This is a genomic window from Achromobacter insuavis (assembly GCF_902859645.1).
Classification (GTDB): domain Bacteria; phylum Pseudomonadota; class Gammaproteobacteria; order Burkholderiales; family Burkholderiaceae_B; genus Achromobacter; species Achromobacter insuavis.
In genome coordinates this window covers 1-13,794 of the sequence record NZ_CADIJR010000043.1, presented here as the reverse complement: position 1 = coordinate 13,794, position 13,794 = coordinate 1, and the positions used below count along the sequence as shown (strand labels likewise).

The 13,794-nt window shown below is 70.7% G+C and carries 8 protein-coding genes; all 8 read right to left on the bottom strand.

The window, feature by feature from the left end:
* Positions 1-96: 96 nt before the first annotated feature.
* Positions 97-1,239 carry an alginate O-acetyltransferase AlgX-related protein gene (locus tag H0523_RS20165; protein ID WP_054430905.1) on the bottom strand — a complete coding sequence of 381 codons (1,143 nt, stop codon included), beginning with the start codon at positions 1,237-1,239 and terminating at the stop codon, positions 97-99.
* Between the two features lie 11 nt (positions 1,240-1,250).
* Positions 1,251-2,660, bottom strand: a complete 1,410-nt coding sequence (locus tag H0523_RS20160) for an MBOAT family O-acyltransferase (RefSeq protein ID WP_054430907.1) — start codon at positions 2,658-2,660, stop codon at positions 1,251-1,253.
* A 66-nt stretch (positions 2,661-2,726) separates the two neighbouring features.
* Positions 2,727-3,401, bottom strand: a complete 675-nt coding sequence (locus tag H0523_RS20155; RefSeq protein ID WP_054430909.1) for a cell division protein FtsQ — start codon at positions 3,399-3,401, stop codon at positions 2,727-2,729.
* A 32-nt stretch (positions 3,402-3,433) separates the two neighbouring features.
* Positions 3,434-4,096 (bottom strand): SGNH/GDSL hydrolase family protein, encoded by a 663-nt coding sequence (locus H0523_RS20150; protein WP_082380331.1) that lies wholly within the window; start codon positions 4,094-4,096, stop codon positions 3,434-3,436.
* Between the two features lie 25 nt (positions 4,097-4,121).
* The gene (locus H0523_RS20145; protein ID WP_231689940.1) at positions 4,122-8,090 is read right to left on the bottom strand and encodes a cellulose biosynthesis protein BcsC; all 3,969 of its coding nucleotides are present in this window, start codon (positions 8,088-8,090) and stop codon (positions 4,122-4,124) included.
* Positions 8,081-9,304: a cellulose synthase complex periplasmic endoglucanase BcsZ gene (bcsZ, locus tag H0523_RS20140; RefSeq protein WP_054430913.1), complete on the bottom strand. Its 1,224-nt coding sequence runs from the start codon at positions 9,302-9,304 to the stop codon at positions 8,081-8,083. The genes H0523_RS20145 and bcsZ overlap by 10 nt, the downstream gene beginning before the upstream one ends.
* A complete protein-coding gene (gene bcsB, locus H0523_RS20135) occupies positions 9,304-11,640 on the bottom strand; it encodes a cellulose biosynthesis cyclic di-GMP-binding regulatory protein BcsB (RefSeq protein ID WP_054430914.1) in 2,337 nt (778 codons plus the stop codon). Before bcsB (H0523_RS20135) ends, bcsZ begins: the two co-directional genes overlap by 1 nt.
* 2 nt (positions 11,641-11,642) lie before the next feature.
* Positions 11,643-13,794: cellulose biosynthesis cyclic di-GMP-binding regulatory protein BcsB (gene bcsB, locus H0523_RS20130; protein ID WP_180180131.1), on the bottom strand; the 2,152-nt coding region annotated here is incomplete at its 5' end.

Genomic DNA, 13,794 nt, shown 5'->3' with positions numbered 1-13,794 from the left:
CGGCTTGACGCGATGATCGGCGCCAACCTGCCCCTGCCGCCGATATATTACTGCCCGCCACTGGGCCGGGCTGTCGCGGGCGGGACGCCGCGACGCTCAGAACCCCACGCGGTCCTCGGCGGCCAGGGGCGCGCCCAGGTCGCGTTCGTCCATCTCCCAGATCAGCAGACGCGGCGGACTCTGCTTCCACGCGGGACTCTTGAAGTACGCCTGCGCCGCGCCGCCGAACTTGCCGCCGTCGCGGGCGAAGTTGCCGACGGCCACGCCGAGATCCCGCGACAGCTGCGGCAGGAACTCCGAGGTGCGCGAGAACGAGGTGCCGACCAGCGCCAGCGACGGCAAGGCGCTGTCGCCGAACAGGTCATCGGCGTCGCCGGCCGAGGCGGCGGCTTCCGGCGTATACGTATGCAGCGCGACCACTTCGGCGCGCGGCTGCCAGGCCAGCGGCAGCCAATCGACGCCGGCCAGCCGCACCAGATCGCCCGGCCGCGGCGCGGGCGGCTGGGCGGTGACGCGCCAGCGCTGCGGCGCCTGCAGCGCAACACCGCTGGCGCGCACCTGCTCGGCGACGGCGCGCGCCGCCGCGCCGGCGCCGGCCTCGGTCCAGTGCGAGTCGTTGCGGTAGTAGGCGTCCTGCGGCACGCCGCGCAGCGCGGCGCTCAGGTCGACCGTCGCCACGCCCTGCGCGCGCAGCACGCCGACCCAGCTCGACAGCCGGTCCTCGAAGCCCGCCGACCGGTGCAGTCCGCACAGGCGCGCGGACTCGATGCGGCTCTTGTCCGGCACCACGGCCACCAGCAACTGGATGCCACGGACGGCCAGCGCGTCGCGCAGCGACACCACGATGCGGGCGCGCTCGGCCTGGTTCTCGCGCGCGCCGGGATGGGGCTGCAATTCGTCGCCCAGGAACAGCCAGCCATCGCACCCCTGCCGCACCCGCGCGCCCAGGTCGCCGAGCGTCAGCCAGCCCAGGCCGCGCTGCAGGCGCGCGGCCTCGCTGCTGAATGTCATGTCGGCCAGCCGCAACGACAGGTCGTGCGTGACGCCACCATCGAGCACCCGCGGCAGCGAAGTGTCGTCCGGCAGCACGTCGTGGTCCACGCTCCACCAGATGTTGCTGAGCATGGCGCCGGCCATGAAGAGCACCAGCGCCACGCCAGCCAGCTGGCTGGCGCGGCGGTTGGCCACGGAGGCATGGGCAATGGGCGGCGGGGCCGGGGTATCGTGATGGACGCTCATCGTCTCCGGCCTCAGAACTGGAAGTAGAGGAAAGGCACGGCGCCGCGCGCCGCGATCAGCGCGTAGGCCAGCAGGAAGCCGGCCACCGGCCACACCGCGCTCCAGGCCGTGCGCAACATGCCCGCCGGCCGCATCGACCACCACGGCTGCCAGGCGGGCAGGATGACGCACACAATGCCCAGCGCGGCGGCCAGCCAGTGGGTCGGCCGCAGCACGTACAACATCGAATCGCCCAGGCCGATGCCATTCAGGCCGAACTGGCCGCGATACATGGCCAGCGCGGCATGGAAGTCGACCGCGCGGAAGATGGTCCAGGCCAGCATCACGAACAACAGCGTGGCGATGCGCGACAGCCAGCCCGGCAGCGCCGGCAGGCCATTGCCGTTCCAGGTGCGCGCCACGGCCAGCGCGGCGCCATGCGCCAGGCCCCACAGCAGGAAGTTCCAGCTCTCGCCGCCGTGCCAGAGACCGGCGATGCCCATGGTCAGCAGCAGGTTGCGGTAGGTCTTCCACACGCCCAGGCGATTGCCGCCCATGGGGATGTACAGGTAGTCGCGGATCCAGCTCGACAGCGACAGGTGCCAGCGCCGCCAGAAGTCCTGGATGCTGCGCGCCAGGTACGGATTGTTGAAGTTCTCCGGCAGGTGAAAACCCATCATCAGGCCCAGGCCGATGGCCATCGCGCTATAGCCGGCGAAGTCGAAGAACAGCTGCAGGGTGTAGGCGCCGCAGCCGATCCAGGCGTCGGCCAGCGATGGCGTGCGCAGCGCGAAGGCGGCGTCGACCACGGGCGCCAGCGTGTCGGCCACCAGCACCTTCATGCTCATGCCGATCATGAAGCGCCGCGCCCCCAGGCAGAAATTGCGCCAATCCATGGTGCGATGGGCGATCTCTTTCTCGACCCAGGCCCAGCGGATGATGGGGCCGGCGATCAGCTGGCCGAACATGGCCTTGTAGGCGGCGAAGTCGATGAAGTTGCGCTCGGCGCGCACGTCCTGGCGATAGACGTCGACCAGGTACGAGATGGCCTGCAGCACGAAGAACGACAGGCCCGCCGGCAGCGCCACCCGTTCCCAGGCCAGCGGCACGGCGCCCGCCATGGCGGCGATGTCGTTGAACGTCGTCACCAGGATGTTGGCGTACTTGTACCAGCACAGCGCCGCCACATTGGCCGTCAGCAGCAGGGTCAGCAGCACCTTGCGGCGATGGCCGGCGCGCAGCTGCTCCAGCATCAGGCCGCCGGCCCACGCCACGACAGTCACCGCGACCAGCAGCAACAGGTAGATGGGCTTGAGCCAGCTGTAGAAGATCCAGCTGCCGACCAGTAGCACGAAGTTGCGCGCGCGTTGCGGCGTCAGGGCGTAGACGACGAGAAACAGCGGCAGGAACAGCGTCAGGAATTCGAGGGACGCGAAGACCATGGCGGAGGGTGGCCGGAGATATTGTTATCGAAGCGGGGGCCGCGCCCCCGCCGGTCATGGGCCGGATCAGCGGGCCGTCTGGTCCGCCGCGTGCAGCAGGCGCGAACCCTGCGCCGACGGCAGCAGGAACACGGTATGGCGCTCGCCGGCCTGCAGCGCGCCCAGATCCAGCTCCTGTCCCGCGGGCTGGCCGCCGCAGCTGGCGCGCACCTTCAAGGACACGGGATTGACCAGGCGCCGGGCGACCGCGCCATCGGCCACGTGCTCGAACATCGCCAGGTTGCGCGGCACGGCCAGCAGGCCGGCGTCCGCGCATGACGGATCGAGGTTGTAGAAACCCACCGAGACCTTGAGCGCGTTGAAGTCCTCGGGCTGCTCGCGCACGATGCGCGCCTGCAGGCCGTCCTTGCCGGGCAGGCCGACCACCGAGGCGAATTCGCCGGGCTGCACCGAGATGTCCACCTCCTGCTTGCGGCCGCCGCTTTCGAGCAGGCCCTGCATCTTCGCGCCCGCCTTGACCGGCATGAAATCCGACGCGGGATGGGCGGCGTCGAGCTGGATGCGCGCCTGCGATCCCTTGGCGCTCACCGCCATCGGCTCGGCGCCGGCGTTGACGAAGCGCACGAACGACGCGTCTTCGGCCGGGCCGGTTTCATAGAGCTGGATCTGCGCCGCGCCGGCAACGCCGGCGGCCAGGGCGAACGACAGGGCGGCCAGGCCGCGCGACAGGAAGAGGCTCATCCGTTGTCCTTTGGTAGCGGGGATCGCGCGCGTCATTTCTTCTGCAGCGCCTTGACCTGCGGCAGATCGCCCAATTGCTTGGCAATGGCATCGCCCCAGGCCTTGTAGCCGGTGTTGGTGTAGTGCTGGCCGTCGGTGGTGGGCCACTGGCCGGGCGTCGAGAACTGGGTCGAATCGATGTACGCGCAGGGCGCCACGTTGCTGCCCAGGAAGGCCGACACCTGCTTGACCCGCGCGAAATTCTTGTTGTACTTGCCGCCCTCGGTGCCCCAGCTGGGGCCGATCCAGACGCAGGCCGTGCCGGTGCCCGAGATGGCCTTGGTCAGCGCGGTCGTCTGCTGCCAGGCCCAGGTCTTGGGAAAGGACGGATTGGTGTAGCCAGCCATGGTGTCGCCCAGCACGATCACCACCAGGTTGGGCTTCTTGGCCGCGATCAGGTCGGTCACCGGCGTGGTGCTGGCGTCCTTGCCCTTGAGCACGATCTGGCCGCCGTTGAGGCGCTCGGCGCCGCCGCAGGTGCTGGGCGTGGTCTTGAGCCAGTCGCCGGCATTGCTGCCGCACACGCCGATGGTCTGCACCACCGCGCCCTGCTTGACCAGGTCGTCCTGCAGGGTCGTGATCAGGTAGCCCGGCGCGGCCAAATGGCTGTCGCCGATCAGCAGGATGCTCATTCCGGCAAAAAGAGAGGTCAGCATGGCAATACTCCTTGATGAAACGTCCCTAGCGGGCGTACGGCGACTGATAGGGATTGACCGGCAGGTCCAGCGGGCGCGTCTGCGGATAGAACGCGTAGCGCAGATAGAGCCCGCCCACGTACTGGCGATAGTCGGTGGCGTTGTCCATGGCCATGGTGCCGCCCAGGAACAGATTGGGCGACAGCTGGTACTCGCCCGCGGCCGCGAGGTTGTAGCCCACGCCGGTGCGCGACTGCCCCTCGTAGGTCGCCGAGGTGCCGTAGACGGAGCGGTTCACCGCGTTGGCCGCCGCCTGCATGCCGCCGTTGGTCGGGAAATAGTCGGCGCCGTCTTCCTTGAAATGACGCAGGCCGACCGAGCCTTGCAGCTTGTAGGTGAAGCGGCCGTCACGCTGCGCCCAGGTCACCGGCACGCTCAGCGCGTAGAACTGCTGCGGGCTGAAATAGCCGCCGTTGCCGTAGGTGAAGAAGCGCTGATTGTTGTCGTAGAAGATGGCGCCCAGGTTCAGGCCGGCCGTCAGCATGCGGTTGGTGTCGCGCGTCAGGTTCCAGTAGATGCCGGTGCCGACCTCGGTGCGGCTGTTGGACTCGACATTGTGGCCGTCCAGGCTGCGCCACGAACCGTAGGCATAGACGCCATAGTCCTTGTTGTCCATGCCGATCTGGCCGCCCACGCCGGTGGCCGTGACCGCGCCCCAGCGCTGGCCGGTGCGATCGTCGCGCGCGCCGGCGAACGACACCAGGCTGTCGGTCACCGCGCGGCGCGACAGGTCCACGCTGTACCAGGTGCCCGCGCTGCGGTCGATGGGGCCGTTCAGGCGCACGCCGCCGACCACGTTGGAATACTCGAAGCCCAGCGGCGTGGTGCCGATGTCGGCGCTCAGGCCCTGCATGGTGTAGCCGACCGACAGGCCCACGCCCGAGTCGCGCTGCTTGCCGGCTCCGCCCACCAATCCGGCCTGCTGTGCCGCGGCCGCCACCGGACCGCCGCCAAAGCGGCTGTTGCTGGCGTAGTCGTCGCCCAGGCGGCCGGCGTCCAAGGTGACCGGCGTGGCGCGCAGCGAGATCTTGCCGTCGCCGGCCGGGATCAGCGCCTCGATGGGCGCGTCGATCTCGGTCATCTTGCTCATGCCGGCCTCGCCGTTGTTGGAACGGACGAAGCCGCCGACGCGGACCTCGGCGCTACGCTCCTGCATGACCTCGTCCAGTTCCCGCTGCAGGGAGGGCGACGCCGCGCCGCTGCCGCCGCCATAGGCCGCGGGCGGGTTGGCGGCCGCGCGCGAGTCCTGCGCGCCGGCGATGACATACGGTTCCTGGCGCGACGCCGCGGGCGCGCCTTCATAGCTCGCGCCGTAACCCGCGGCATAGCCCGTGCCGTAGCCGGCGCCATAGGCGGGGGCCTGCGGGTCGTTGAGGGCCTCTCCCATGACCTGCGTCACGCGGGTGGACCGCGAACGCTGGCCCGGCAGGCCGACGAAGGGGTTGCCGTCGGCATAGTTGGCGGGCGCCGCGCCGCTGGCCACCATGGTGCCGCCGCCGCGCGCCTGCTGGGCGGCGATGGCCTGCTGGTACAACTCGGCGGCGCGCCCGGTCTTGCCGCGCGAGCGGTAGATGCGCGCCGCGCCGGCCAGCACATCGGGATCGTTCGGCGCCAGCGCCAGCGCCTTGTCCATCGAGGCTTCGGCCGAGCGCCAGTCATCGGCCTCGGCGGCGATGCCGGCCACGGCGATCTGCAATTGCGCATTGTCGGGATCGCGCGCCTGCAGGCCACGGTAGATGGCCAGAGCCTTGTCGCGGTCGCCGGCGGCGACGTACATGCGCGCCAGCGCGCCCTGGGCCAGGGGATCGTCCGGCCGGCGCTTGAGCACCGGCTGCAGGATGTCGTAGGCCGCCACCAGGTCGCCGCGCTGGCGCATGGCTTCGGCCTGGCGCACGGTGTACAGGCTGACCAAGTCCTGGAAGCTGCGGTGCTGGTCGGCGTCCATGGGCTGCTTCTGCACCTGGCGCAACACGGCCGCGGTGCCCGCGTCATCGCCGCTCTTGAGCAGCACGCTGGCGTACGGGATCAACACATCCGGGCCGGCCGGCCGGCTTCCATCCACCAGCGGCCGCATCACGGCGAGCGCCTGCGGCGTATCGCCCGCGTCGATATAGGCCTGGGCGATGGCGCCAAGCAACTCGGGATCGTTGCCCGCCGCGGCCTGCAGGCCGGCCAGGCGCTGGCGCGCCTGCGCCACGTCGCCCGACTGCGCCAGGCGCGCGGCCTGGGCCGCCTGCTCGTGCACCCACACGTTGCGCTGGAAGCGCGTGATTTCCGGGGTGCGGCGGTTCTCGGGAATGCGCGCCAGGGTGTCGTAGGCGCGGCCCCATTCGCCGCGCTCGGACGCGAACAGCGCGCTGGCGTGCAGCGCGTCGGCCGAGTCCGGCTGCGCGCGCAGCGTTTCATCCATGATCTGTTGCGCGCGGACCGACTCGCCGCCGCGCAAGAGCAGCCGCGCCAGCTCGTAGGCGGTCCAGGGATTGCGCGGGTCGGTCCTGCGCGCGTCTTCCAGCATGCGGCGCGCGCCGGCCGTGTCGCCGCGCTTTTCCGCCTCGCGCGCCTGGCCCGCCATCACGGCGGCGCGCAGGCGGCTGACATCGCCCGCCTGCCCCGCCGGCAGCGCGTCGACCAGCCGCAGGGCCTCTTCGGCGCGGCCGGTCTGGGCCAGCACGTCGGCCAGGCCGCGAACCGCCTCGGGATCATTCTTGTGCCGGGCCAGCACGTAGCGATATGTCTTCTCGGCGTTGGCCATGTCGCCGGCGCTGGCATAGGCCCGGCCAATGGCGTTGTAGGCGCCGGTGGCGTTGCCGTCCAGGCGGATGGCCTGTTCCAGCAGCTTGCGCGCGCCGTCGGCATCGCCGCGCTGGCGCGCCGCCTCGGCCTGGTCCAGCAGGTTCCAGTAGCGCACGCCGGCCAGGGCGCGGGTCCAGTTGCGGCCAGCGCCCGGACGGGCCGCGGCGCGCGACAGCAGTTCCTGGGCCTCGGCATTGCGGTCCTGCTGCATGCGCACCAGTCCCAGGCCGCCCAGCGCGTCCGGATCGTTGGGGGTGGCGCGCAGCTTTTCCTGGAACGCGGCTTCGGCCGCGGCCAGGTCGCCGTTCTTCAGCGCCGCGAAGCCGCGCGCCAGGCGCGCATCTTGGCGCCAGACCGGCGCCGGCGCGCCGCGCCTGGCCGACGGGTTGTCGAGCACCGCGCGCACTTCCTTGTCGTCCGGATGCGCCGCCAGATAGGCCTCGAACAGCGGCTTCTCGCTGGCGTTCGGCGCGCCGAGCCAGATCAGCCCGGCGCGCCAGCTTTCGGTGGCGTCGGCGCCGACGTCCTTGCGTTGCGACAGCTGCGCCAGCATGCGCACGCCGTCGGCGCGCCGGTCTTCGTCGCGGATCAGGTGTTTGGCCAGGGCCAGCTGGACATTCGGATTGCCGGGCATCTCGCGCGAGAGCCGCTGCAGGCCGGTGATGGCGCGCGACAGGCCCTTGTCGGAATAGCCGAGGAAGCTGTAGTACTCGAGCGCGATCTCGCCCTGCGGCTCGCGCCCCTGCAAGGCCTGGTCGTAGGCCTGCATCGCCTTGTCGATCTCGCCCGAGGCCGCCAGCATGCGGGCGCGGTCCAGGTCGGCCGCGGCGGCGCCGCCGGCCAGGCCGATATCCTGCTGCAGGCGCTTGGTGAAGGTGCCGTTGGCGTTGAGCTGCTTGAGCCGGGTCAGGTAGCCCTGGGCGTCGTCCAGGCGCTTCTCGCGCACCGCCGCCAGCCCCAGGCCGTACATCGCCTCCTGCTGCGACGGATCGGACAGCAGCAGTTTCTCCCAGGCCTGCGCGGCGCGCTTGGCGTCGCCCTGGTTCTGCCAGTAGCGTCCCTGCTCCAGCAGCGAAGCGGTGGCGGCCGGTTGCGCCCAGCCACTCTGGTGCATCAGGGCGGCCAGAACGCCGATGGCCAGCTTGTGGCGGTTCAAGGACATTTCTTCTCCCACTCCAATGACACGCGGCCGGTGGCTCCGAACCGGTAACGCTGCTCGAACCAGCCCATTCCGAACAGGCTGAGTACGTAATCGTAATAAGGTGGCTGCTGAACCGCCAGCCGGGCGGGACTCTGGCTGGCGGCCCAGGCGTCGCGCACGCGCCGCAACTGGCCCTGCAGCAGGTCATTCTGCCCGCGCGCCTGGAAGTACGGCAACAGGGCGGCCGAGAAGCCGAACGGCCCCTGGCCCTGCGCCTGGCCGCTGTCCACGTCCACCGACTCGGGCGGCGCGCCCGTGGCCGCGACCGCGGTGGCCATGCCCGACAGCGCCGCCAGCAACGGCCGGGCGGCGGGATCGGCGGCCGGCGTCATGCCGGCCCACAGATAGGTGCGGATCGCATCGTAGCTGCCCTTGGCGCCATGCACCGGGTCATTCTCGTACCGGCCCAGGGCCCCGCCCTCGCGCGACACGTCGCGGTAGGCCACCCAGTCGGCCGCGTAGCCCTTGGGCGTGGTCGCCTGGATCACCCGCACCGTATTGTTCGCCACCTGGGTCCACGGCCCCTTCGCCGAAGCCTGCGCCAGCCGCCGCAGCACGGGAACCGGCAGGTAGCTCGGATTCAGGCGCCATAGATCAGGCTGCGCGAAGCCCTCGGGCGCCGGCAACAGCATGCTGCCCAGGCCCGGCAATTGGGCCACTTCGCGCCCCTCGATCAAGGCCAGCAACGCCTGCGCGTCGCGGGTGTAGGCCGGCTGGCGCCAGAGCCTGCCGGCCTCGAGCAGGGCGTAGGCGAACCACAGGTCGGCATCCGAGGCGGCATTGCTGTCCAGCACGCCCCAGGCGCCGTCGTCGCGCTGGCCCCAGGACCAGGCCGGCAGGCGCTGCGCGGTGTCGCCGCCCGCCAGGTTGGCGACGCTCCAGCGCCACAGCCGCTCGAAGGTCTCGCGGTCATTGGCGACCAGGGCGAAGAACATGGCGTACGACTGCCCTTCCGAGGTGCTCATCTTGCGCGGCGTGCTGGCATCCACCACCCGCCCGTCGGGCTGGACGAAGTGCCTGACGAAGGCCGACCACTCCGGCCAGGCCACCGCCGTGCAGGCCGGCGCGGCCCGCGCCGCGCCCGACGCCGCCACGGCCAGGCCGAGCGCCAGCAGCGCCCGCCCGGCACGCTGGTGCCAGGCGAAGCGGCGGCGGGCGGGCCGGGCCGGATGCATCAGGCTTCCTTCTTGCGCAGGCGGCGCAGCAAGGCGCACAGCACGGCCAGCGCCACGGCGATGCCGACCAGCCAGACCAGCGCCATCACCACCAGGCGCAGCAGGGTGTAGCCCGGCCACTGCGACGACACCCACCAGTCGATGCGCTTGAGCAGCGGCAGCTGGCCCAGCGTGTAGGTCTGGTCGCCGACCAGCGCGTCGATCTGCTTGCCGCGGATCACGGACAGGCTGCCTTGCACGCTCTTGTCGTAGCCCTCGCCGCCACGCAGCGCGGCCACGGCCGCGTCCAGCCCGTCGGGCTTGCTGCTGGCCAACAGCACCACGCTGCGCTTGGCGGCCAGCGGCGATTCGAAGCCGGCCACGATCGCGCTGACGCCTTCACTGGTGTAGCTCATGGCCACGCGCGGCTCGCGGCGATCGAGGCGCGGATCGGTGTGGAACCAGTCGGTCACGCGGTAGATCAGGTCCGACAGGCCGAAGTGCGCGCCCGACTCGTAGCTGCCCGGAATGTGCGGAGCCCAGGTCTTGAGCAACGGATTGGCGGTGTCGCCCGCGATCACCAGCAGATCCTTGCCGGCCTGCGCGCTGGCCTGCTGCGCCCGCGTCACGGTCACGCCGATGGCCGGATAGCCCGTGGCGTCGCCCAGGCGGCCCAGCACGTTCAGGTAGGCCGAATAGGCCGCCGCATTGGCGCGGTCATCCAGCACCACCGCCGTTTCCGACAGGTCGGCCAGGCGGGTGAAGGGGAAGCCCGCCTGCGCGAACGCGCGCAGGTCCGGCATTTCGATGAAATGCGGATAGCCCGACAGGTCGATGGTCGACTCGGGTTCGATCATGCCGCGCACGTTGTCGATGATGATGTCGCGGCACTCGCCCTGCTTGACGTAGTCGTACATGTAGCGAAACTGCAGCTGGCCGTCCGACTTCAGCAGGTCCAGCGGCACGTCCAGCTGGGCGCGCATCGGCAGGCTCTCGTCGGGCAGCACCTCGGCGCGCAGCTTGTCGCCGCCCTCGATGCGCTCCAGCGCGAACAGCGGCATCGACTTGACGAACTCGCCGTTGACGCCGAACAGCAGCGAGGAGTTGAGCGACGTCGGCTGCGGCGTGTAGCGATAGCGCAGGTCGATCGGCACCTTCTTTTCCTGCCAGCCGAACAGGTCGGGCGGCACGCGCACGTCGATGCGGATGGTGTCCGGGCTGAAGCCCGACACGTTCAGGCGCTTGGGATCGATCAGGTCGCCGAAACGCACCGGACGATCGGTGCGCAGCCAGCGCGGCGCGTCGTACGGCTGGCGCGGCTTGACGTCCGCCAGGCGCGTGATGGCGGCCGACTGGCCGGCCAACGTCTGGCTGCCGAGCGCCAGCGCGGCAGCGGCCTGCTTGAGGTCCTTGCCGTCGCGGCCCAGCACCAGCAGCAGCTTGCCGTCGGGATCGTTGGGGTTGGTGATGACGGCCAGGGTCGGGCCGTTGACGGTGGCCTGGGTCAGTCCGGCGGTGGCCGCGCCCATCGCGAACACCACGGCATTGCCGCGGCTGGGCAGCTGCGCCACCGAGGCCGGGAAATCCGAGCCGCGATAGCCCGCCAGCCCGCCGAACCACGAGGACAGCGCGCCCGCGGCTTCCAGCGTGGTGTTGTCCGGCTCGGCCTGGAACACGAACGGCAGCACCAGCTTGCGCATGTCGCGGCGGTCGAAGAACGGCAGCGGCAGGTTGGCCAGCTCGTTGGGCAGCGGCAGCGCCGCGGTCGCCAGGTCCAGCGTGCTCAGGTTGCTGATGTTGGCCCACAGGCTGGAATGCAGCGGGTCTTCGCAGTTCAGCGTGTAGTGGCCGATCAGCTGCAGGCGCAGGTCGTTGTAGGGCGTGATCAGGTACGGCGGGATCTCGATGGTCTGCCGCAGATTGCTGCCGGCCGTCTCGCGCGGCACGGCAATGGTGGCGGCCACCTCGTCGTTGACCAGCACGTTGATATGCGACAGGTCGGACAGCAGCGCCGGCGAATAGGCATAGCGCAGGTCGACCCGCGCGCCGGTCACCACGCGATCGTTGCGCACGCTGAAGTTCAGCGTGTTGCTGCCGTCCACGCCGCGCAGATTGAGCGGATACTGCGCGCCGAGCTGCTTGAAGGTGTAGGTCTGGTCGGCCACGAACGGCGCTGGCGCCGGCGCCGGCGTGGCGGCCGGCACGGTGCCCGGCGCTTCGGCCGCGCTGGCCAGCAGCGAGCAGCCGGCCAGCAAGGCCAGCGACAGGCGGCCCAGCGCATGGCCGCGGCGGCGCGGCGAGCGGGACGGCGCCGCTTGCGCGACCGGCGGTTGGGTCGAACGGATTTTCTTATGCATGATCACGATCCCAGGCGGCGCTGAGCGCGGGCGCGCAGCGACAGGTAGAGCAACACGGCGATGACTAGCGCGCTCAGGAGCAACGCCCCCACGAGCGTGAGCGGATGGCGCGCGAAGAACCACTGCAGGCCCAGCCAGGTCGGCAACGAACCCACGTAATAGTTCTGCTCATCCTGCAGGGTGTAGGCCTGCTTGCCGCTGATCACCGTCAGGCTGCCGCCGATGCGGTCCTGCGGGTTGTCGGCCTTGCTCTCGGTATCGCGGCTGGTCAGCAGCGCCTGCACGGCGCTGGCCAGGCCATCGGCGCTGGTGCCCGACACCACGACGGCGCTGCGGCCCGACTGCAGCGGCGATTGCAGGCCGGCCAGCGTGGCCGAGACGCCGCCGCTGGAGAAGGCCAGTTCGATGTCGGCCTGGCGCTTGCGGTCGCGCGGATCGTTGCCGAACCAGGACGCGACGCCATCGACCCAGCCCGACAGGCTGAAGCGGCGCTCCTTGCCATTGAAGCCGCTCGGCAGCGCGTCGCCCCACTGCGCCAGCAGCGGCTGGTTGTCGCCGGAGGCCAGCACCAGCAGATCCTTGTCGCGCTGCGCCGCGGCCTGCGCGCCCTGGGTGACGGTGACGCCGGTGGCCGGATAGCCGGTCGCCTGGCCCATCACGCCCAGCAAGGTCAGGTAGGCCGAGAAGTCCGACACGCCCGCGCCCTCGGGCATGACGACCGCGGTTTCCGACAGGTCGGCCATGCGCGTGAACGGGAAGCCGGCGTCGGCGAACAACGACAGGTCCGGCATGGCGGCGTACTTGGGCAGCCCGGAGATGTCGATGGTCGAGCCCGGATCGATCGCGCTGCGCACGTTGTCCAGGATGCTGTTCTGGCACTCGCCCAGCTTGGCGTATTCGTAGACGTAGTTGAACTGCAGCGCCGTCTGCGGCGGCAGCAGATAGGTCGGCACCATCACGCGCGCCTTGCCTTCCGAGGCCGGCATGCCGGTCAGGCGGTTGTAGATGCCCGGGCCTTCGTGCAGCGCGAAACTGCGGATCAACTGGTTGCCGGCCATCATCTCCATCACCGACTGCTTGGCGCCGGGACGCGGCGAATAGCGGTAGATCAGGTTCACCGGCACGCCATCGCTATGCCAGCCGAACAGGCCCGGCGGCACGCGCAGGTTGACCTGCACGGGCGGCGGCCGATGGCCCGAGACGTTCAGGTCGCGGGTCGGCACCAGCTCGCCAAACGCCACCGGCCGGTCGCTGCGCAGCCAGTTGGGCGCGTCGAACGGCTTGCGCGGCCGCGGCGTCTCCAGGCGCGTGATGCGTGCCTGCGGGCCGGATAGCGCTTCGCTGCCGAGCGCCAGCGCGGCGGCGGCCTGCTTCAGTTCCTTGGCGTCGCGCCCCATCACCAGCAGCAGCTTGCCGTGCGGGTCGCGCGGATTGGTCTGCATCGCCACCGACGGCCCCTCGATCGTCGGCGTCTGCAGTCCGGCGACCGTGTCGCCCGGCTGCAGCAGCACGACCGCGTTGCCGGTGGCCGGCAGGTCCTGCAGGCTGGCGTCGAACTTGGCGCCGCGGTAGCCCGCCAGCGCGCCGAACCACGAGGCCAGGACGCCCGCGCTCTCCAGCCGCGCCGCATCCGGACTGCGGCCCAGCACGATCGGCAGCGCCAGCTGGCGGACGTCGCGGCTGTCGAAGAACGGCACCGGCAGCAGCGCCAGGTCGTTGGGCAGGTCGACCGGCATCACGGTCAGCTCCAGCGTGCTGCGGCCGGCCACGTCGGCCCACAGGCTGGAATGCACCGGGTCTTCGCAACCCAGCGTGTAGTGGCCGATCAGCTGCACATCGAGCCGGTTGTAGTCGGCCAGCGCCGGCACCGGCAGCTCGACCGTCTGGCGGGTCGGCGTGGCCGCGGCTTCCTTGGGCAACGGCACGCTGCCCGCCACTTCGCCGTTGAGCAGCACCTTCAGGTGCGACAGGTCGGGCAGCAGCGCGGGCGAATAGCTGTAATCCAGGTTGACGCGCGCGCCGATGACCTGCTGGTCGCGGCGCGCGCTGAAGCCCAGTCCGTTGATGCCGTCCACGCCGCGCAACGGCAGCGCGCTCTGGCCGCTCAGGCGCGACAGCGGCACGGAGTAGGTCCGCGCGCCCGGCGGCAGGGCC

What these genes read in the sequence shown, in the direction of transcription:
- H0523_RS20165 (WP_054430905.1), bottom strand. Translation starts at nt 1,239, where the DNA reads ATGAGCGTCCATCACGATACCCCGGCCCCGCCGCCCATTGCCCATGCC.
- H0523_RS20160 (WP_054430907.1), bottom strand. Translation starts at nt 2,660, where the DNA reads ATGGTCTTCGCGTCCCTCGAATTCCTGACGCTGTTCCTGCCGCTGTTT.
- H0523_RS20155 (WP_054430909.1), bottom strand. Translation starts at nt 3,401, where the DNA reads ATGAGCCTCTTCCTGTCGCGCGGCCTGGCCGCCCTGTCGTTCGCCCTG.
- H0523_RS20150 (WP_082380331.1), bottom strand. Translation starts at nt 4,096, where the DNA reads ATGCTGACCTCTCTTTTTGCCGGAATGAGCATCCTGCTGATCGGCGAC.
- H0523_RS20145 (WP_231689940.1), bottom strand. Translation starts at nt 8,090, where the DNA reads ATGTCCTTGAACCGCCACAAGCTGGCCATCGGCGTTCTGGCCGCCCTG.
- bcsZ (WP_054430913.1), bottom strand. Translation starts at nt 9,304, where the DNA reads ATGCATCCGGCCCGGCCCGCCCGCCGCCGCTTCGCCTGGCACCAGCGT.
- bcsB (WP_054430914.1), bottom strand. Translation starts at nt 11,640, where the DNA reads ATGCATAAGAAAATCCGTTCGACCCAACCGCCGGTCGCGCAAGCGGCG.